Annotated in this window: 15 protein-coding genes; 5 read left to right on the top strand and 10 right to left on the bottom strand. The window is 61.8% G+C overall.

Features of this window, described 5'->3' with window-relative positions; all coding sequences use genetic code 11:
• Window positions 1-8: 8 nt before the first annotated feature.
• Window positions 9-2,684, bottom strand: coding sequence for a bifunctional diguanylate cyclase/phosphodiesterase (locus tag D3878_RS10460; RefSeq protein ID WP_119785410.1), 2,676 nt, complete (start codon window positions 2,682-2,684; stop codon window positions 9-11).
• Window positions 2,685-2,890: 206 nt separating this feature from the next.
• Between D3878_RS10460 and D3878_RS10455 the strand changes: the two genes are divergently transcribed.
• The 5 genes from D3878_RS10455 (at window position 2,891) to D3878_RS10435 (ending at window position 7,723) form a co-directional block, all read left to right on the top strand.
• Complete coding sequence (locus D3878_RS10455; protein WP_119785409.1) at window positions 2,891-4,342, top strand: Ppx/GppA phosphatase family protein; 1,452 nt, start codon at window positions 2,891-2,893, stop codon at window positions 4,340-4,342.
• A gap of 59 nt (window positions 4,343-4,401) precedes the next feature.
• Entirely contained in the window at window positions 4,402-4,881 is a 480-nt protein-coding gene (locus D3878_RS10450) for a hypothetical protein (RefSeq protein WP_233556301.1), read from the top strand.
• Between the two features lie 141 nt (window positions 4,882-5,022).
• On the top strand, window positions 5,023-5,793 hold the full coding sequence (locus tag D3878_RS10445) for a GNAT family N-acetyltransferase (RefSeq protein ID WP_119785408.1): 771 nt from the start codon (window positions 5,023-5,025) through the stop codon (window positions 5,791-5,793).
• The gene (locus tag D3878_RS10440) at window positions 5,790-6,665 is read left to right on the top strand and encodes a UDP-2,3-diacylglucosamine diphosphatase (RefSeq protein ID WP_119785407.1); all 876 of its coding nucleotides are present in this window, start codon (window positions 5,790-5,792) and stop codon (window positions 6,663-6,665) included. Before D3878_RS10445 ends, D3878_RS10440 begins: the two co-directional genes overlap by 4 nt.
• On the top strand, window positions 6,653-7,723 hold the full coding sequence (locus D3878_RS10435; protein ID WP_119785406.1) for a glycosyltransferase family 4 protein: 1,071 nt from the start codon (window positions 6,653-6,655) through the stop codon (window positions 7,721-7,723). Before D3878_RS10440 ends, D3878_RS10435 begins: the two co-directional genes overlap by 13 nt.
• 3 nt (window positions 7,724-7,726) lie before the next feature.
• Here the strand turns inward: D3878_RS10435 and sixA are convergent, their stop codons facing one another.
• From sixA to D3878_RS10390, 9 genes are all read right to left on the bottom strand, one after another.
• Window positions 7,727-8,185 (bottom strand): phosphohistidine phosphatase SixA, encoded by a 459-nt coding sequence (gene sixA / locus D3878_RS10430; protein ID WP_119785405.1) that lies wholly within the window; start codon window positions 8,183-8,185, stop codon window positions 7,727-7,729.
• 3 nt (window positions 8,186-8,188) lie between these two features.
• The gene (gene ppk1 / locus D3878_RS10425) at window positions 8,189-10,291 is read right to left on the bottom strand and encodes a polyphosphate kinase 1 (protein WP_119785404.1); all 2,103 of its coding nucleotides are present in this window, start codon (window positions 10,289-10,291) and stop codon (window positions 8,189-8,191) included.
• A 315-nt stretch (window positions 10,292-10,606) separates the two neighbouring features.
• Window positions 10,607-11,107, bottom strand: coding sequence for a choice-of-anchor I domain-containing protein (locus D3878_RS10420; RefSeq protein WP_147383925.1), 501 nt, complete (start codon window positions 11,105-11,107; stop codon window positions 10,607-10,609).
• 69 nt (window positions 11,108-11,176) lie between these two features.
• On the bottom strand, window positions 11,177-13,408 hold the full coding sequence (locus D3878_RS10415; protein WP_119785402.1) for a PhoX family protein: 2,232 nt from the start codon (window positions 13,406-13,408) through the stop codon (window positions 11,177-11,179).
• A 129-nt stretch (window positions 13,409-13,537) separates the two neighbouring features.
• Complete coding sequence (locus tag D3878_RS24080) at window positions 13,538-14,164, bottom strand: type II toxin-antitoxin system HicB family antitoxin (protein WP_199688136.1); 627 nt, start codon at window positions 14,162-14,164, stop codon at window positions 13,538-13,540.
• A gap of 18 nt (window positions 14,165-14,182) precedes the next feature.
• Window positions 14,183-14,881, bottom strand: a complete 699-nt coding sequence (phoU, locus tag D3878_RS10405; protein WP_158592238.1) for a phosphate signaling complex protein PhoU — start codon at window positions 14,879-14,881, stop codon at window positions 14,183-14,185.
• A 32-nt stretch (window positions 14,882-14,913) separates the two neighbouring features.
• Entirely contained in the window at window positions 14,914-15,759 is an 846-nt protein-coding gene (pstB, locus tag D3878_RS10400) for a phosphate ABC transporter ATP-binding protein PstB (protein WP_119785400.1), read from the bottom strand.
• Window positions 15,760-15,804: 45 nt separating this feature from the next.
• Window positions 15,805-17,460 carry a phosphate ABC transporter permease PstA gene (gene pstA, locus D3878_RS10395; protein WP_119785399.1) on the bottom strand — a complete coding sequence of 552 codons (1,656 nt, stop codon included), beginning with the start codon at window positions 17,458-17,460 and terminating at the stop codon, window positions 15,805-15,807.
• A gap of 14 nt (window positions 17,461-17,474) precedes the next feature.
• Entirely contained in the window at window positions 17,475-19,754 is a 2,280-nt protein-coding gene (locus D3878_RS10390) for an ABC transporter permease subunit (RefSeq protein ID WP_119787825.1), read from the bottom strand.
• Window positions 19,755-19,758 lie beyond the last annotated feature (4 nt).

The raw sequence follows: 19,758 nt of genomic DNA, 5'->3' as shown, positions 1-19,758 counted from the left end.
TGCCCTATTCAGGACGCGATTTCCGCAAGCCGGGGCGCTGCAGCGAAAACCGGCTGCTGCCGCAGCATGGCAGCCATCTCGGCCGCAGGCATTGGACGCGAAATGAAATAGCCCTGGACTTCGTCGCAGTCCAGCGCCCTCAGGATCGCCAGCTGCTGCATGTTTTCCACGCCTTCGGCCGTCACTTTCATGCCCAGCGCATGGGCCATCGAGACGATCGCCTTGAAAAATACCTGGCCTTCGCCGGCCTTGCCCAGTTCGGCGGTGAAGGCGCGGTCCACCTTCAATGCGTCCATGTCGAGCCGCTGCAGTTGCGACAGCGACGAGTAGCCGGTGCCGAAATCATCCACCATCAGCTTGATGCCGCGGCTGCGGATGGCGGCGAGCTGGTCGGCGACGTCGGCCTGCTCGCCCATCATCGCCGATTCGGTCAATTCGATCTGAATGTCGCTGGCGGCGATGCCGTGCCGCGCGATGCATTCCAGTAAATGGCCCTTGATGTCGCCTTCGTTGAACTGACGCGCCGAGACATTCACCGATACCGGTACCGTCGGCAAGCCGAGCATTTTCCATGCGGCGATCTGCGCACAGGCCTTGTCGATCACCAGGGCGCCCAGCGGCAGGATCAGCCCTGTGCGCTCGGCCTCCGGGATGAATTCGAGTGGCGGGATCATGCCGCGCACCGGGTCGATCCAGCGCACCAGCGCTTCCATGCCGCAGATCTCGCCGCTCAAGGCGTTGACGCGCGGCTGGTAATGCAGCACGAAGCGGTCCAGTTCGATCGCCTGGCGCAGCGCCTGCTCTATCTCCAGGCGTTCCTTGAGGCTTTCGTAAAGTTGCGCCTCGTAAAATCGGTAGTGGCCCTTGCCGGCGGCTTTGGCTGAATACATGGCGATATCGGCGTTTTTCAGCAGGGTTTCCGCCTCCATGCCATCGTCCGGATAAACGCTGATGCCGATCGACGCGTGGATCGACTGCCGGCGGCCGCCCAGTTCCAGTGGCGCACGCAAGGCCTGCGCAATGCGCTCGGCCACATGGGCAGCAGCGCTCCTGTGGCCGACCTGCTCGACGATGACGGTGAATTCGTCGCCGCCCAGGCGCACGATCCGGTCGCTTGGGCGCAGCACCGATTTGACCCGCTGCGCGGCGATCTGCAGCAGCTTGTCGCCGGCAGAGTGGCCGAGCGTGTCGTTGACGTTCTTGAATTCGTCGAGGTCAAGGAACAGCACTGCCAGCATGTCGCCGTTCTGGTGCGCACGCTGCATCGCCAGCGGCAGGAAACGGAACAGCCAGTGGCGGTTGGGCAAGCCGGTGAGGGCATCCTCATTGGCCAGGCGCAGCAGTTCCTGTTCATTCTTCTTGGCCTGCGAGATGTCGCGGATGGCCATCGCCAGGCCGGTCTCGGATTTGACCAGCCGGCGATGCAGCCATTTGACCTTCAACGGGCTTTCCGGCGGCACCCGGCATTCATCCTCGTACACGCCGGAGGCGCAGGCGACCCGGAACAGATCCAGCATGATCTGGAACAGCGGGCCCGGATACATTTCCGATAACAGCATGCCGATCAGCTCGCCGCTCTGCATGCCGTAAAAGCTGGCGCCGCGCTCGTTGGCATCGGCTACCAGCCAATCGACGATTTCGCCGTCGCCGTCCTGCAGTGGATCGAGGATGAAAAAGCCTTCATTGGCGCTGTCGGTGGCCAGCCGGTAGGTTTTGCGCAAGGCCAGCGCCTGGCGTTCCTGGCGGGCGACGCGCACGCCGAAGATGGCGCCGACCAGGGCGACGATGAGCAGGAATACCGTGCCGCCGAGGGCGACATTGCGATAGGTATTCCAGATCTGTTCATGCGGCGCCAGCAATTCCTGTTGCGACAGGCCGACCATCACGGTCAGCGGATAGCTTTTCAATTCCTGCCAGGCGACAAAACGCACCTTGCCATCAGTAAAGGCGTCGGCATCGGACAATAGCCGCGGCTTGCCGATATCTTGCAAGGCCGCCAGGTCGCCGATCGCCGCGCCGCTGCTGTGCTTGTTGCCGATGGTCTCGGCACGCAAGACATGGTCGTCGCCGAGCACCGCCAGCAGCCCGGATTCGCCCAGAATTGTACCGTCGTAAAAGGACAGGAAGTATTCCGGCTCGACCGCAATCAGCACCACGCCGTCGAAGGAGTCATCTACCGTATCCAGGCGCCTGGTGAAATGGATGACGGACGAGGAATCAGCGCGCTTGAGGTCAGGCTTGCCGATGCGCAGCGCAGTCGAGATGTTAGACCGGTGGAATTGAAAGTAAGCGTTCTTGGCGTAATCTGCATCACCCAGCATCGGTGCCGTGCTGGTGACCGGGCGGCCGTCGCGGTCGATCACGGTCACTGCAATGAAGGTGGAAGCGGTAAACAAGCCATCCTTTTTCAGGTCTTCCAGGCGCAAGCGCCGGTTCCAGCGCTCCCAGTCCGATTTGACGTGCATCGTGATCTGGTCCATCTGTTCCAGGCTGCGGCCAAGGTAGGCGGCATACGCGCGCGACAGCGAGGCCGTATCCTTCAGGGCCTGGGCTTCCAGTGCGGACCGTTCAGCGGCCTGGCGGGCCTCGACGAACAGCCACAAGGCGGCGCCGGCGACCAGGCAGATGAGGGGCCAGAAAAAAATGAGGTTCTTGCTGCCTTTGTTGGCAGGATGGTGTTTCATGCTGAAGATTGCCTGTTACGTGGCAAAATGAGTTGGCAAGCGTACGCCATGCTATTGCCAATTCATGACAAGACGATGACCAGGGTAGCGGCTTTATGATGCAATCCATCATTTTTCAGTCGCGTTTTCCGGTGCCGGAAAACAGACCCACGACTCTGGTGTATCCTGCATCCTTTGCGATGTAATTAGTTGAAGCGAGGTCTTGCATGCTGGCGGCAGTGGATTTGGGTTCGAACAGTTTTCGTTTGCATATCGGCAGGCAGGATGGCGATGCCATCCGCATCGTCAAGAGCGAGCGCGATCCGATCCGGCTGGGTGCCGGTCTTGACAAGAACATGTTCCTGACCGACGCGGCGATACAGGCTGCACTCGATTCGCTGGCGCGCTTTCGCACAGTATTGAACGCCTATCCGCTGGATGGGGTGCGCGTGGTTGCCACCAACACCTTGCGCATTGCCAAGAATGCCGCAGCGTTCCTGCCGGCAGCGGAGCAGGCAATCGGTCATCCGATCGAAATCATTTCCGGCGAAGAGGAAGGGCGCCTGATCTACATGGGGGTGGCCAGCGTGCTCGGTTCCCCCGAGGAGCGGCGCCTGGTGATCGACATCGGCGGTGGCTCGACCGAACTGATCGTCGGCCAGGGTTTCGGTATCGATTTGGTGGAATCCTTCAGCATCGGTACGGTCAGCCACAGCCACGCCTTCTTTCCCGACGGTTTCATCACCGAGGAAGCCTTCGACAAGGCGATCCTGTCGGCGCGCAGTCATTTCGAAGATGGCGTGCCGGCTTTCCTGGAACGGCAATGGGGCAGCGTCTACGGTTCTTCCGGCACCATCCGCGCCATCGCCGATGCCATTGTCAGGAATTCCCTGGGCGACGGCAAGCTCTCCTACAAGAGCATGGAAGCGCTCAAGGCACGCCTGATCGAGTTCGGCCATGTCGGCAGGATCGACCTGCTCGGCATGAAGCCGGACCGCGCCGCCATCATCATGGGCGGGCTGGCCGTGCTGATGGGCGTCTTGCGCGAGTTGCGCGTCAAGAACCTGCAGCCGCTCGAAGCCGGTCTGCGCATGGGCGTCTTGCGCGATCTGCAATTGCGCGCCACCCGGCGCGATCGCCGCGAACTCTCCGTGCAGGGTTTCCTCGAACGCTTTGCGCTCGATGCCACGCGCGCCGACCGCGTTGCGCAAATCGCCAGCGGCCTGTATGCGCAATTGAAGCCGTCCTCGAATGCCTACGAAAGGCAGTTGTACTGGAGCGGCCTGCTGCATGAGGTCGGCATGGTGGTGTCGCACAGCGGCTATCACAAGCATGGCGCCTACATGATCGAAAACGCCGACCTGCCCGGGTTTACCACTGGCGAGCAGCGCCTGTTGAGCAAGCTGGTGCTCGGCCATAAAGGCAATCTGCGCAAGCTCAACGGCATGCTGGCCGATGCCGATTTCGCCAAGGCGGTACTGGCCCTGCGCCTGGCCGTGATGGCCATGCATTCGCGCATCGATGTATTGGCCGACGAACTGCGCGTGAAAATGAAAAGCCGTATCGAGCTCGAGATCCGGCGCGACTGGAGTCGTCAGCACGCCACGCTGGCCTACTGGATCGAGAAGGAACAGGAGTGGTGGGCCGAAGCCGGTATCGAGTTTGTAGTACGCAATTAAGTTGTCTTTTTGAATAAAATTGTATATATTATTTATACCATTTTATGAAAGGAAGCGACATGGCAAGCAAAGTTCCGACCAAAGCGCCCGCCAAGGCGTCCACCAAAGCCGTGGCGACGCCGCCGCGCAAGGCCGCCGCCCAGCCTGCGGACGCCATTCGCAAACCGGCCGCAGCAGCCAAGCCGGCTGCCGTAGCCAAGCCGGCACCGACGCCGCCAGGCGCCGTCAAGCCGGTCGTCTCCAGGAAAGCCGTGCCGGCGAAATCCAACGCAGTTGCACCAGCCGCAGCGTTGGCCGCGCCCAAGGACAAGCCCAAGAAGCCCAAGCTGGTGCGGGACAGTTTCACCATGCCCGAAGCCGAGTACAAGGTTCTGGCCGACCTCAAGAAAGCCTGCATCAAGGCCGGTTTTGAAGTCAAGAAGAGCGAACTGTTGCGCGTCGGTGTGGCGCTGATGCAGCGCGCCGATGTCGCTCAGCTGCAGCAGGTTTTGGCGACGCTGCCGTCACTGAAGGCGGGACGCCCCAAGAAGGCGAAGTAAGCCCCTCGTAAACCCCTCGCTTGCGGCGAGGTATGCGTCCCGCCGGGTGTTGTCATGTCATTAAACTGACACGGAACTGTCATTTTCTCGAAGTAATCTATCGTTACGCTTGGATCATCTTCATAACCAGGATGATGATCCATGCGTCAACTGAATGCGGCTCCGGCGGAAAACCCGTCTAGTTCCTCGAAGTTCGTTCTCAGCCTTGCCAGTACCCCGGAAGAGGTGCGCGAGGTGCAGCGCCTGCGTTACCAGGTGTTCGTCGAAGGCATGGGGCTGTCCGCCCTGGCCAATGCCGAACGGCTGGATCGCGACGAATTCGATCAGCACTGCGACCACCTGATCGTGCGTGACGCCCGCTCGCTGAAGGTGATCGGCACCTACCGCGTCCTGAGTCCGCATGCGGCGCGCCGCATCGGCCTCTACTACTCCGAGCAGGAGTTCGAACTGTCGCGTCTGAACCATTTGCGCCCGAATATGGCCGAGGCCGGCCGCGCCTGCATCCACCCGGATTACCGCAGCGGCGCCGTCATCATGCTGTTGTGGGCAGGCCTGGCGGATTACCTGAAAAAGGAAAACTGCCATTACCTGATCGGCTGCGCCAGCGTCAGCCTGGCCGATGGCGGCCAGAATGCGCTGTCGATCTACCATACCTTAAACGAGAACAACATCGCTCCGGCAGAATACCGGGTGCGCCCGCGCCTGCCGTTCCCGGTGGGCGAACGCAATCCGGAGCATCAGGGCGCCTTTATCCCGCCGCTGATCAAGGGTTACCTGCGCAGCGGTGCCTGGGTGTGCGGCGAACCGGCCTGGGATCCTGATTTCAATTGCATCGACCTGTTCATGCTGATGCCGCTGGCCAATCTTGACAGCCGCTATGCCCGTCACTTTCTGGAGGCGCGCGCAGCATGAAGCCGAGCGAGCAGTTTCTGGCAGACGCATTCCGCGAGCATCAAGCCGCGGACCGGTCGACGGCGTCGGAGAGGGGGCACAATGGCACCCGCTTTCGCGCCATCTGGATTTCCGATATCCATCTCGGCACTACCGGCTGCCAGGCGGCCCGCCTGCTGGAATTTCTGCGCGCGACTGAATCGCAAACGCTGTACCTGGTCGGCGACATCATCGATGGCTGGCAACTGAAACGCCGTTGGTACTGGGACCAGACCCACAACAACGTGGTGCAGACGGTACTGAAGAAAGCGAAGAAAGGCACCGAAGTCATCTTCGTCCCGGGCAACCATGATGAAGCGGTGCGCCAGTTCATCGATCTCGATTTCGGCGGCATCCGCATCCGCGACGAGCTGGTGCACGTGACGGCGCAAGGCAAGCGCATGCTGGTGCTGCACGGCGACCGCTTCGATGGCGTGATCGCCTGCGCCAAGTGGCTGGCCTATGTCGGCGACAGTCTTTACACCGTGATCCTGAAGTTCAACCAGGTGTACAACAGCTGGCGCGCCCGTGCCGGCTTGCCATACTGGTCGCTGTCGCAATACCTGAAACTGAAGGTCAAGAACGCGGTCAGCTACATCAGCTCGTTCGAACATGCGCTGGCGGCGGAAGCCAAGAAGAAGGGGCTGGACGGCGTGATTTGCGGTCATATCCACAAGCCGGAAATCCGCGATATCGACGGCATCACCTATTGCAACGATGGCGACTGGGTAGAAAGCCTGTCGGCGCTGGTGGAAGACCTGAATGGCGAATTGCGCCTGGTCAGCTGGCAAGAAATCATGGGACTGCAGAAACAAGCCAGGGCAGCAACAAGCGGAGAATTATGCGTATCGTAATCGCCACCGACGCCTGGGCGCCGCAGGTCAACGGCGTCGTCAATACGCTCATGGCGACGCGTGAGCGCCTGGAGCGGCTGGGGCACGACGTGCTGGTCCTGTCAGCGGCAAACATGCGGACATTTTCCTGTCCCACTTATCCGGAAATTCGCCTGGCGTACCGGCCGTACCGCAAGGTCGCCCAGGCCATCGATGCCTTTGCACCGGATTGTATCCACATTGCCACCGAAGGGCCGATCGGGCTGGCCACGCGCAGCTACTGCCTGCGTCAGGGTTTGCGTTTCACGACGTCCTACCACACCCGCTTTCCGGAATACATCCGCGCCCGTTTCATGCTGCCGCTAGGCTTGAGCTACCGTTGGCTGCGCTGGTTCCATGAGCCGGCCAGTGCCGTCATGGTATCGACTCCGGCCGTCATGCACGATCTGGCGCAGCGCGGCTTCGGCAAGCTGGTCTTGTGGGGCAGGGGTGTCGACACGGGCCACTTCAAGCCGCTCGCACGCGAGCACGCCGGCATCGAAGGCCCGCTCTACCTGTACGTCGGCCGCCTGGCGGTGGAAAAAAATATCGACGCCTTCCTGGCAATGGGTTTGCCGGGCACCAAATGGGTCATCGGCGACGGCCCGCAGCGCGAGTCGCTCGAACGCCGCTATCCATCGGTACACTTCCTCGGCGCGCGTGCGCACGACAAGCTGGCGCCGTATTACAACTGTGCCGATGTCCTGGTCTTCCCCAGCCTGACCGATACTTTTGGGCTGGTCATGCTGGAAGCGATGGCGTGCGGGGTGCCGGTTGCCGCCTATCCGGTGGCCGGTCCAATCGATGTGGTCGAACAGGGCAAGACCGGTGTGCTCGACCACGACATTGAACGCGCCTGCTTCGAGGCGCTGCGCCTGCCGCGCGAGCAAGTCCGGCAGCATGCATTGAAATACTCATGGGAAGCGGCGACCCAGCAATTTCTTCGCAATCTGCGGCCGGCCGCCAAAACCAGGCCCGCCGCTGCCTTTCCGCCTTCGATACTGCATCTGGGCGAAATGTCCGAATCTTCGGTTGCATGAACCTTACTTCATCACCAGGTCAGGCGCCACCACGGCCTTGAGGTAATTGTCGCTGGAGCCGTCGCGTTCGCGCTGGGCGATCCACCAGATATTGCCCTTGCGTATGGTCCAGTCTTGCGTGCTGCCGCACAAAAGCAGGGCCGCCGCCTGGCCGAAGCTTGGCTGATGGCCCACCAGCAGCACCGGCTCCTTGCCGTCGGGCCAGTTGGCGGCGGCCAGTAGCGCTTCCGGTGTCGCGCCGGGGGCAATTTCGGGGCATATCCTGAATTTGCGTTCCAGCGCCTGCGCTGTCTGCAGGGTCCGTACGGTCGGGCTGACCAGTATGCGGCAGCGGCTGGGCAGGTTGCGCTCCAGCCATTGCGCCATCTTTTGCGCCTGCCGCACGCCCTTGGGGGTCAGGGCGCGCCCTTCATCGGGTTCACCGATCTCCGCTTCCGCATGGCGCCAGAGCAGGATGTCCATGGCTTATTTGGCCAGCGGCGAACCGAGGGTTTGCATCAGGGTTTGCTGGGCGCCGTAGGGTTTTTGTTTGCCGCGTGGCGTCCTGTGATGATAGCCGCCATCTGGTTCGAGTTCCCAGGCGTTCAGGTTATCCTTCAGATAGGGGTTCAGGCCTTCTGTGATCACGCGCTTCTTGAGCGCCTTGTCCAGCACCGGAAAAGCGACCTCGATGCGCCGGAACAGGTTGCGGCTCATCCAGTCGGCGCTGGACAGGTAGACATCGTGGGCAAGGTCGTTGCGGAAGTAAAAGATCCGGGTATGTTCGAGGAAACGGCCGATGATCGAACGCACCTTGATGTTTTCCGACAGTCCCGGCACGCCCGGGCGCAAGGCGCAGGCGCCGCGCACGATCAGGTCGATCTTGACGCCGGCGTCGGAAGCACCATACAGCGCACGGATCACGGATTCGTCCAGCAAGGCATTCATCTTGGCGATGATGCGCCCCGGGCGGCCTTCGCGGGCGATGCGCGCTTCGTTCTGGATCGAGCGGATCAATTCCTTTTGCAGCGCGAACGGCGCCAGCCACAGGTGGTTGAGTTTCTTGGGCCTGGCCAGGCTGGTCAGGTGCAGGAACACTTCATTGACGTCGCGCGTCAGTTCGGGGCGCGAGGTCAGCAGGCCGAAGTCGGTGTAGAACTTGGTGGTGGTCGGATGGTAGTTGCCGGTGCCGAGGTGAGCATAGTAGCGCAGGTTGCCTTCCTCGCGGCGCAGCACCAGCGCCAGCTTGGCATGGGTCTTCAGGCCGACCACGCCATACACCACCTGGGCGCCGACCCGTTCCAGCCGTTCGGCCCAGTTGATGTTGGCTTCCTCGTCGAAGCGCGCCATCAATTCCACCACTACCGTGACTTCCTTGCCTTGCTGGGCCGCCGTAATGAGCGCTTCCATCAGGTCGGAATTCATGCCGGTGCGGTAAATGGTCTGTTTGATCGCCAGCACATTGGCGTCGCTGGCGGCGCTGCGGATGAAATCGACCACCGGCTGGAAGGACTGGAAAGGGTGGTGCAGCAGCACGTCCTGCTTGCCGAGAATGGAAAAAATGCCGCCTTCGGCAAGCCGGGCTGGAAAGGACGGGGAAAACGGCGCAAAGCGCAGCGTCGGCGCGTTGACGTAATCGACGAGTTCGAGCAGGCGCACCATGTTGACCGGACCGTCGACATGGTAGAGGCGGTGCATCGGAATGGCAAACTGTTCCAGCAGGAATTGCGACAGGTACTCGGGGCAATTTTTTGCGACTTCCAGCCGCACGCCAAAACCGAAGGAGCGCGTCTGCAATTCGCTTTGCAAGGCTTCGCGCAGGTTCTTGACTTCCTCATCGTCGACCCACAGGTCGCTGTTGCGGGTGACGCGGAACTGCGAATACCCCAGCACTTCGCGGCCGGCGAAGAGGTCGGCGATATGCGCATGGATCACCGACGACAACAGGCAAAATGCCATGCCATCCTCGCACAGCTCGGGCGGCAACTTGATAATGCGCGGCAAAACCCGCGGCGCCTTGAGAATGGCGATGGCCGTACTGCGGCCGAATGCATCCTTGCCCGCCAGTTGGACGATGAAGTTCAGGCTCTTGTTGACGACCTGGGGGAATGGATGGGCCGGATCCAGGCCGATCGGCGTGAGCAGCGGCCGCACTTCGCGTTCGAAATAGGATTTGACCCAGGCCCGTTGCGCTTCATTGCGGTCCTGGTGGCGCAGCAGGTGGATACCGTGGAGCGCCAGTTGCGGCAGGATTTCCTGGTTCAGGACGGCATACTGCCGTTCAACCAGTTGATGGCATTCTTCATCAATGCGTTCGAGGGGCTCGACGAAGCCAGGCGTTCCTGGTGTGTTGCCTTCGCGCTGGTCCTGCGCCAGCATGCTGGCAATGCGTACTTCGAAAAATTCGTCGAGGTTGCTGCTGACGATGCACAGGAAGCGCAGCCGCTCCAGCAGGGGAATCTCGGGATCTTCGGCCTGCGCCAGCACGCGGCGGTTGAAGGCCAGCTGCGACAATTCGCGGTTCAGGAAAATCTCTGCCGCATCCGGGGCGACTGCGGGCTTGCGGGCGGCTTTTACACGTTGATCCATGCGGCTCCGTGATGTTGGCATGAGGCTGCGCAATAAGAACTGGCACGGCGTCCAGAAGTTTGATTGATCATACTATAACAGCCGCAGCGCCTGCGCCAGGCCGGGCACCGACGCCGGATATGCAGGCAGCTGCTTTTTGGGCGCAAAGAACTTCAATTATATTTTGAAAATATGACATATCCATGACAATACTATCGTCGACGAAAGGCCGGATGCCGATATGCCGGCCACAGCATTTCTGTAAGACATAAAAAACCCCTGGAGCGGATCCCGGGGCTTTTTCGAACGACCGGCATGCGCCGGCCAGTGCCTTGCTCAGTAAGTCAGCTTGATTTCGAAAATCCGCGTTGTGCCGCTGATTTCGTTCGCGACCACCATCAAAGGTTTGCCGTTAGGCGACTTTGCTGCCGGAATCACGATCAGGCCCTCAGGTCCGAGATCGCCGGTGGCGCCGGTACGGGTATTGATGTAGGTCGCATGCTTGGGGGCGGCCGGCGCAGTCACGTCATACACCATCACGCCACCGACGCGCTCCAGGCTGATGAAGGCATAGACCTTGGCACCGAAGCGCTGCAGCACCACGCCTTCAGGCTCAGGGCCCTTGTTGGGGCTGCGGCCGTCGAATGCGTATTCGTCGTGACCGGTGTTGAACGTAAAGTCGAAGCCAGGCGTACCTGCCAGCGTGGACGTGATGGTTTCGAAAGCGTCGCCGGAGTCATACACACGCGCACCGGTGGCCGCGTTCCAGATCGAGAACGAACGTCCGCCGAAGGCATACAACTCGTTACACTGGCCAGCGCCGGTTGAACTGTTCAAAAAACGACGGGCTACGGTAAGGGTAATTACCGTAGCCCGTCGCGCGGAACCTGCTATCGCAGTTGCTGATTAAGTACCTACGCGGCCGCCGTCATTCTTGGTGATGACGATGGTTGCCGAACGCGGCCGGTTGCCGGCGCCGAAGCCGGCATTGCTCGGCCACTGGCTGGTGTACTTGGTCGGATCACCGATATCGGCTGCCTTTGTGCTTTCGCCCGGATGCTGGATATTGACGAACAATGCCTTGCCATCCGGAGTTTCGCAGATGCCGGTAATTTCGGAAGCCTTCGGACCGACCAGGAAGCGCTTCAGGGTGTCGGCCGTCGGCGCCTTGCCGACAGGGGTGGTAACGTTGAGCTGGCTGCTATCGGCCTTGGTATAGCTCAGCGTCTGCGCAGCCCCGTCGCCGATCTGACCCGGCAATGCCGCCAGCATCATGCAGTTGGTGACGTCGGTGTAAGCGCCATCGTCGGTCTGGATCCAGCAGATGCCGGTCGAGGGGGTGAATGCCAGGCCATCCGGGCTGGAAAAGTCCTGGTCGTCGGTGAGGCTCGACAGATTGACCAGGGACTTGCTCGCGCTGGCTTCGGCGCCGAACAGGTACACGTCCCAGGTAAAGGCGGTGGCAGCCGCGCCGGCCGCGCCCTCACGGAGGCGGATCAGGTGGCCGTTGGGGTTACCCGCTTGGGCGGTGGCGCCCTTCATGTCCGTGTAGGCACGCGGATTGGCGGCATCGGGCGGCGTGGTCGCCGAATTGACCGTGCGATTAGAGTTGTTGGTCAGAGTGAAGTAGATCTCGCCGTTGGCAGGATTGGTGGCACACCATTCCGGGCGGTCCATCTTGGTCGCACCCACGGCATCGGCTGCCAGGCGGGCATTGACCAGCACATCGGCCTGGTCGGCAAAGGCGTAGCCGGCATAGCCGGAGATTGCCGCGTTGCTGATGCTGAGCTCGATCCACTGGCCGCTGCCATCGGCATTGAACTTGGCGGTATACAGCTTGCCGGCATCGAGGTACTTGTCGCCGGTGGCGATGCGATCGGCAGCAGTCGCATCTGCCGGGTCCCAGTTGGCGTTGGACACGAACTTGTAGATGTATTCGCCGCGCGAATCGTCGCCCTGATACACGGCGAGCGGCTTGCCGGCTTCCAGCTTGCCGAAGGCGGCGCTTTCGTGCGCGAAGCGGCCCAGCGCGGTGCGCTTCTTGATCGACTTGGTCTTGTCGTACGGATCGATCTCGACGATGTAGCCGAAGGTGTTCATCTCGTTGCGATAGTCATCGGCGGCGGTGGCGCCGGTCACGCCGATGTTCCAGCGCGCGTACTTGTCGTCGGCGCCAGCCGACTCCCAGCCATGGCGCGACGCGCCACCCTGCGACTTGCCGTAACGGTTGAGCGAGGTCACGCTCTTGTCATTGCCGCGCGCGGCATTGTCAGCGGCACCGCGGGTAAAGTAGCCGTTCCAGTTCTCTTCGCCGGTGACCAGCGTGCCCCAGGGCGTCTTGCCGGTGCCGCAGTTGTTGATGGTGCCGCGCGTGGTGGTGCCGGCGGTCGAATATTTGGTGGTCATCAGCGCATTGCCGCGCGCCGGCCCGGCAATCTCTGCGACCGTCATCGGCGTGATGCGGCGGTTGAACGTCGAGTCTTTCACATAGGCCCAGGCTGCGCCGGTTTTCTTGACTTCGACGATGGCTACGCCGTGAATTGGAATTTCCTTGTCGACTTCGGCTGCCGGACGCGGGAGCGTGGTGGTGCCGCCATTTGCATGCAGGAAGAATGACGCCTTGGTTTCGTCAGTCGTGGCTTCATGGTTCATGCCCAGCAGGCCGCGATCGACCGAGGTCAACGACGGCGTGCCGGTGCCCGACAAGCCGAACCACTCCATGCCGTCGTGATGGTCACCGGCGCGGTTGTCGTAATCGGTATCGGTGCCGTCGTTCTTGTAGGCCGGCGTCGCGGCCGCGAGGGGGTCGCCCAACGCGTAGATGATGGAAGCAGTATAGCCGGCGGGAACGACGACGCTGTCGGCCAGGCTCTTGCTCACGGCAGCAAAGCCGAGCAATTTTTCAACTGGCGCCGGTGGTACGGGAGCAAGCGCGACCACTTCGCTGCTGCCGCCGCAGGCGGACAAACCGATCGAGCCGAACAGGGCGCTGACTGCCGATACCGCGCCGCCGCGCAGCATATTGCGGCGGCTGATGCGGGCGTTGAGAATTTCGCCGAATTCAGAATTATTCGAAGTGTTGTGGCCAATATCGTCAGAATCGATATGTGTCAGCGGAAGATCCTTGGGCTTGTTCATGCATCTTGCTCCGGTTGAGGTTAAGGCGATAACCTGCGGGAGTGTAGATAAGAAACATTACGTTGACGTGACGGCTTGGTTACAAGCGTGTTACGGAAGAGGCGTCTGAGATATTGTCCAGCGCAGCAGTCAAGCTGGCGACGCTGGCCGCGCGTCAGCGGTGGCGCGCAAGGCAAGATACAGGCGATCGTCGTCCTGGCCGATTTCCGGTGGGCGCTCCGGCCATAGGCGGGAAGGCGGTGCATTCAAGGCCAGCGCAATGGCGCAGCGCGCCCGCCGCGTGCCTTTGCCCGAAGCGGCTGCCGACAGCATGGTGGGCGCATCCCGGCCACTTAGCCCGATGCGGCCAGCAAGCTCGCGATTGGACATCTTGCCGAATTTTTTGACCAGCAAGAGTTTGACCGGAGACATTCTCGGCACCGGCATTTGTTCCGGGCAGGCAGCGGCAAGTCGTTCCCTGATATTCCTTGCCAGTTCGGCTGGTGCCAGCAGGGCGGGCAATGCCGCGCCACTCACGCGAGTTTCTTGCAGCCAGGTCGCCATGGCCTGTTCTGCGGCCGCCAGTGCGTCAGCGCGCGTTTCGCCTACGCCCCTGCAGGAGGGCAATTCCGGAACCTCCGCGACATAAGCCTGGCCATCATGGTGCAGCAGGATGCGGTAGGGCGGATGAGGCGTGGCGGCGCCGGGGCAGGCCGCGTGAGCGCAACCGTCTGGCGGCACCGTTACACCGGATTCCTCGATATTCGCCAAGCGCATGTCCCGCCCTTGTCCTCTTTAATTACCGACACCGCCGTCGGTTTGGAACTGCCGTGGCCGTGATGGGCGGCTGCTCACCGACTGGAAGGCGACCTCGCCGATATGGGTCGCGTGGTCGGCGATGCGCTCGATGTTTTTCGCGCAAAACAGCAGATGTACAAGTCCGATCACCTGCTGCTGGCTGGCGTTCATCATGGCGATGATGTCGGCAAAAATGTCGGCGTGCAGGGCATCGATCTCGTCGTCATCCGCAGGCATTGCCTGGGCCTTTTCTGCATCGTGCGCGATATACGCGTCGATCGCATTGCGCAACTGCTCCGAAGTCAGCGCCGCCAGGCGGCGGATCTTGTCGGTGACTTCTACGGGCAACGGTTCGGCGGCGATGGTGATGGCGCGCCGGGCGATGTTTTTTGCCAGGTCGCCGATGCGTTCCAGGTCTTCGACGATGCGCAGTTCCGCCAGCACTTCATCGAGGTCGTTGGCGACCGGCTGGCGGCGGGCGATCACGTTGGCGGCGGCGGCGGACAAATCGCGCCGCAGCGCATCGACCATGCGGTCCTGATCGATGACGCGTTGCGCCATGACGGTGTCGCGCGCCAGCAGCGACTGGACGGCGTCGGCGAATTGCACGCCGGTGAAGTCGCCCATGGCACCGACGCTGGAAGCCAGTGTTTGCAATTCCTGGTCATAGGATTTGACGATATGTGGAGTACTCATGCGATTTTCTCTCATATTGGTTCAGACAGGGATTAGCCGAAACGTCCGGTGATGTAGTCCAGCGTTTGCTGATTGCCCGGCTGGGTGAACATTTGCTGGGTCTCGCTGAATTCGACCAGCTTGCCCATGAACATGAAACCGGTGTAGTCCGAAACGCGTGCCGCCTGCTGCATGTTGTGCGTGACGATGACGATGGTGTAACGCGTTTTCAATTCTTCCAGCAGATTTTCCACCTTGGCCGTGGCGATCGGATCGAGCGCCGAGCAGGGTTCGTCCAGCAGCAGCACTTCCGGTTCCAGCGCCACCGCGCGGGCGATCACCAGGCGCTGTTGCTGGCCGCCGGACAGCGACAGGCCGCTGCTGTCGAGGCGATCCTTGACTTCATCCCACAGGGCGGCCTGGCGCAGGGCGCGCTCGATGTTCTCGTCCAGCGTGGCGCGGTCCTTGATGCCCAGCAGGCGCAAGCCGTAGGCGACGTTTTCATAGATCGACTTGGGGAAGGGGTTCGGCTTCTGGAACACCATCCCGACCCGCCGTCGCAGGTCGGCCACATTGACGCCGCGCTCGTAGACGTTCTTGCCATCGACCAGGATCTGGCCCTCGACGCGGCAATCGTCCACCAGGTCGTTCATGCGGTTAAAGCAGCGCAGCAGGGTTGACTTGCCGCAGCCAGAGGGGCCGATGAAGGCGACCACCTGGCCGCGCGGGATATCCATGCTGACGTCGTACAGCGCTTGCGTCTGGCCATAGAACAGGTTGACGTTCCTGACTTTCAGCGCGACGTCCGGATCGACCAGGCCGGCAAAGCCGGCCGTCGGCTGGGCAATCGCGGCATTTGCCTTCATGCCAGGCAGGGCGGTTTGGATTGTGGTTTGCATGGGTTTTACCTCGATAAATTATTCAGTTGTGTTTGCCGGCGCCGATCAGACCGATTCCAGGCCGCGGAGTTTTTCGCGCATGCGGTTGCGCAGGCGGATCGCGGTCATGTTCAGGACCATGATCACGATCACCAGCAGCAGGGCGGTGGCGTACACCAGCGGGCGCGCGGCTTCGACGTTGGGGCTCTGGAAACCGACGTCGTAGATGTGGAAGCCCAGGTGCATGAACTTGCGCTCGAGATGGATGAACGGGAAATAGCCATCCAGCGGCAGCGTCGGCGCCAGCTTCACCACGCCCACCAGCATCAGCGGCGCCACTTCGCCGGCGGCGCGCGCCACCGCCAGGATCAGGCCGGTCATCATGGCCGGGCCGGTCATCGGCAGCACGGTGCGCCAAAGCGTTTCGGCCTTGGTTGCGCCCAGTGCCAGGCTGCCCTCGCGCACCGAACGCGGCACCCGCGACAGGCCCTCTTCGGTGGAGACGATTACCACCGGCAGGGTCAATAGCGCCAGGGTGAGCGATGCCCACAGGATGCCGGGGCTGCCGAAGGTCGGCGCCGGCAGCGATTCGGCAAAGAACAGCTGGTCGATATTGCCGCCCAAGAAGTACACGAAAAAGCCCAGGCCAAATACGCCATACACGATCGAAGGCACGCCGGCCAGGTTGTTGACCGAGATGCGGATCATGCGGATCAGCGGGCCTTGCCTGGCGTATTCGCGCATGTACACCGCCGCCATGACGCCCAGGGGCGTCACGATCACCGACATCATCAGCACCATCAGCACGGTGCCGAAGATGGCCGGGAAGATGCCGCCTTCGGTATTGGCTTCGCGCGGGTCGTCGAAGGCGAACTCGCCCATCTTGCGGAAATAATGGCCGATCTTGTCGAACAGGCCCATGGCATTGGCGCGATAGACGTCCGCCACCAGCGCCAGCTTGATTTCCACTTCCTTGCCATCCATGACTTCCGCCACCAGCGAGTCGCGGCCGATATCGGCGCGCAGCGCCTGCAACTCCTGCTGCACGACCGCGAAGCGCTCATCCAGCTTTTGCTTGCGTGCCGCCATCGCGGCCTTGTCGGCCTCGCTCAGCGTGCCCTTGATTTCGGCGCGGCGCTGTTGCAGGCGCAACTGTTCGATGCCATGGTTGATTTCGCCGATGTCATCCTTTTCGATCTGGTGGATCTTCCTGAACAGTTCGCCGGCGCGTTCGAAGCGCTTCTGCAACTCGGGCCAGGCGGTCTCGCCGGACGCAACCACGGCGCCGTTTTCCTTGACCGATTTCAGATGGCCGTAGAAATTGCCCCATTCGTGGCGCTCGATGGTGAGTACATCGCCGGGATAGCGCATTTCCCCCAGCAGCGGTTCCGGAAACCAGCGGAAGTCGACGCCGCTGACGTCGCGGTTGCCCAGTTTCACCAGCAGGCGGTTGACGAACACTTGCTCGCCGCCGATGTCAAAGCCCGCCTCCTTGAGCCGCTTGACCGACACTTCCTCGCGCTCGCGGATTTCGCCGATCAGGCGAATCTGCCTGCCATCCTTTTCCTTGTAGGTGGTTTCCGCCACCGGCTTTGGCCAGAAGTGACCGAGGCCGCGCATGGCGGTCAAGCCCAGTACGCCAGCGACCATCAAGAGCGCCAGCGCTACCGCGCCGGCGGTCAGCCAGATCCAGGGGGTGCCTGATTTGAACCAGTCTCGCATGTTGTGAACTCCGATTAGATAGTGCTGTACTTTTCACGCATGCGCTGGCGCACCAGTTCAGCGAGAGTGTTGACGATAAATGTGAAGGCGAACAGCACCAGCGCCGACAGGAACAGCAGGCGGTAGTGGGTTTCGCCGACGCCGGCTTCCGGCATTTCGACGCCGATGTTGGCCGACAGGGTGCGGAAACCCGAGAACATGCTGAAATCCATCACCGCGGTATTACCGGTAGCCATCAGCACGATCATGGTTTCGCCGACCGCGCGGCCCAGGCCGATCATCACCGCCGAAAAAATGCCGGGGCTGGCCGTGAGCAGTACTACGCCCACCAGGGTTTGCCAGGGCGTCGCGCCCAGCGCCAGCGAACCCGAGGTCAGGTGCTTGGGCACGCTGAAGATGGCGTCTTCGGCAATCGAGAAGATGTTGGGGGTGACCGCAAAGCCCATGGCGATGCCGACCACCAGCGAGTTGCGCTGATCGTAGCTGATGCCGAGCTCGTTACTGAGCCAGCTTGGCAGGTCGCCACCGAAAAATGCCGCCTCGATCGGGTGGCCGATCTGGAACAGGAACCACAGCATGAACGCCACTACCGGCAATTGCAGCGCGGCTTCCCAGCCTGGCGGCACGCGGTTGCGCAGGTTTTCCGGCAGCAGTTGCCACAGCCAGGCGGAGCCGACCAGCGAGACCGGCAGCAAGACAATCGACAGCAGTACGCCGGCCAGGTTGTTTTCCACCAGCGGCGCCAGCCACAGGCCGGCGAGGAAACCCAGGATCACGGTCGGCAGGGCGCCCATCATCTCGATGCTCGGCTTGACGATGGTGCGCATCTTCGGCGTCATGAAGTAGCCGGTGAAGATGGCGCCCAGCAAGGCCAGCGGGATCGAGATCAGCATCGCATAGGCGGCTGCCTTGATGGTGCCGTAGGTCAGTGGCGCCAGGCTGAACTTCGGTTCGAAGTCCGAGTTGGCGGCCGACGATTGCCAGACATAATCCGGCGCTTCATAGCTTTCGTACCAGACCTTTTGCCACAGGCTGGAAAACGAGACTTCCGGATGGTCGTTGTGCACCGCCGCCGAATATACCTTGCCGGCGGCATCCTGCGCCAGGTAACCATTGCCGCGCGGCGGAATGCCCAGCACGGTGAGCGCCTGGTCGCTCAGCTTCTTGTTGAACAGCAGACGGTTCGAAGTGGCGAAGTAGCTGCCGAGGTTGCCCTGGCTGTCGCCGGCAATGAAGGCCTTGCGGTTGAATTCCGGCGCGAGTGCGGTGACGGCGCCTTGCATGGGATCAAAAGTGCGGATGCGGGTCAGGATGAAATGGTTGGATTCCTTGCGCACCGGGAACCACTGCGCCAGATTGCCGCGATTGGTGCCGACGATGATGGAGAAACCGCCGCTCAGCATGGTCAGTGCCGTGACTTTTTCGCCGGCGTCGGTCAGTTGTACCGTTTCGATCAGCCTGGGCTGAGTCTTGTCGCCAATGTCATAGCGGGCCAGCGCGCGGTCGCCATGCAGCACGTACAGTTCGCGCTGCTTGGATTCCACCAGCAGGCGACGGATGTCCGACGGCGGCAGCACGATTTCCGACTGCTCGACCTGGCTGGTCGATTCGCCGGTCATCAGGTTGTTGGTGAGACTCACCGCGGATACCAGCAGGCGACCGTCCTCGGTCAGCGCGACGATGGTGGAACCCTCCTCGGATTGCTGGATCGCCAGTTGCACGATTGGTTTGCCTTGCGGATCGATCACCAGCGGTTCTTCACCCAGCGGGTATTCGATCGACGGCGTGATCAGCCGCTTGTTGTCCGGATAGGTGACCTGGTAGCCTTGCTTGACCAGCACCACACGGCCATCCGACAAGCCGAAGCCCAGCGCATAGGTGCGCCGTTCGCCGCTGGCGTAACTGGTGACCTGGGCGCCATCCGGCAGCTTGATGGCATGGCTGGCCAGCACCTGGCCGCTGGCGAAGCTGAAGAAGCTGATCGCGCCCCTGGCGCCGACACGGATGCCGATCTCGCGCTGTTCTTCGCCAGACAGCGCAGCGGTATCCTGGCCTGCCGCGCCCGGTACGGCGAACTGGCTTTCCTGCTCGATCGTGGGCGGGGTAAACAGCGGCACGACGACGCTGGCGAGATAGAAAAAGATGGCCGAGATCGCGACGATCACGCTGATGCCGCCGATCGACATCAGATGCTTGAACAGGCGATCGATCAGCATGCGGCGGCTCATCGGACGGTTTCCGAGCACGGCGGTCGCGCCGCTGGCCGGACTCTGACGCTGGCTTGTGGTATTCATGGAG

It is taken from the genome of Noviherbaspirillum sedimenti (assembly GCF_003590835.1).
In the GTDB taxonomy this organism is placed as follows: Bacteria; Pseudomonadota; Gammaproteobacteria; order Burkholderiales; family Burkholderiaceae_D; genus Paucimonas; species Paucimonas sedimenti.
Note: the sequence above shows the minus strand (reverse complement) of the source record. Positions and strands in the feature narration are given on the sequence as shown.

What these genes read in the sequence shown, in the direction of transcription:
- D3878_RS10460 (WP_119785410.1), bottom strand. Translation starts at nt 2,684, where the DNA reads ATGAAACACCATCCTGCCAACAAAGGCAGCAAGAACCTCATTTTTTTC.
- D3878_RS10455 (WP_119785409.1), top strand. Translation starts at nt 2,891, where the DNA reads ATGCTGGCGGCAGTGGATTTGGGTTCGAACAGTTTTCGTTTGCATATC.
- D3878_RS10450 (WP_233556301.1), top strand. Translation starts at nt 4,402, where the DNA reads ATGGCAAGCAAAGTTCCGACCAAAGCGCCCGCCAAGGCGTCCACCAAA.
- D3878_RS10445 (WP_119785408.1), top strand. Translation starts at nt 5,023, where the DNA reads ATGCGTCAACTGAATGCGGCTCCGGCGGAAAACCCGTCTAGTTCCTCG.
- D3878_RS10440 (WP_119785407.1), top strand. Translation starts at nt 5,790, where the DNA reads ATGAAGCCGAGCGAGCAGTTTCTGGCAGACGCATTCCGCGAGCATCAA.
- D3878_RS10435 (WP_119785406.1), top strand. Translation starts at nt 6,653, where the DNA reads ATGCGTATCGTAATCGCCACCGACGCCTGGGCGCCGCAGGTCAACGGC.
- sixA (WP_119785405.1), bottom strand. Translation starts at nt 8,185, where the DNA reads ATGGACATCCTGCTCTGGCGCCATGCGGAAGCGGAGATCGGTGAACCC.
- ppk1 (WP_119785404.1), bottom strand. Translation starts at nt 10,291, where the DNA reads ATGGATCAACGTGTAAAAGCCGCCCGCAAGCCCGCAGTCGCCCCGGAT.
- D3878_RS10415 (WP_119785402.1), bottom strand. Translation starts at nt 13,408, where the DNA reads ATGAACAAGCCCAAGGATCTTCCGCTGACACATATCGATTCTGACGAT.
- D3878_RS24080 (WP_199688136.1), bottom strand. Translation starts at nt 14,164, where the DNA reads ATGCGCTTGGCGAATATCGAGGAATCCGGTGTAACGGTGCCGCCAGAC.
- phoU (WP_158592238.1), bottom strand. Translation starts at nt 14,881, where the DNA reads ATGAGTACTCCACATATCGTCAAATCCTATGACCAGGAATTGCAAACA.
- pstB (WP_119785400.1), bottom strand. Translation starts at nt 15,759, where the DNA reads ATGCAAACCACAATCCAAACCGCCCTGCCTGGCATGAAGGCAAATGCC.
- pstA (WP_119785399.1), bottom strand. Translation starts at nt 17,460, where the DNA reads ATGCGAGACTGGTTCAAATCAGGCACCCCCTGGATCTGGCTGACCGCC.
- D3878_RS10390 (WP_119787825.1), bottom strand. Translation starts at nt 19,754, where the DNA reads ATGAATACCACAAGCCAGCGTCAGAGTCCGGCCAGCGGCGCGACCGCC.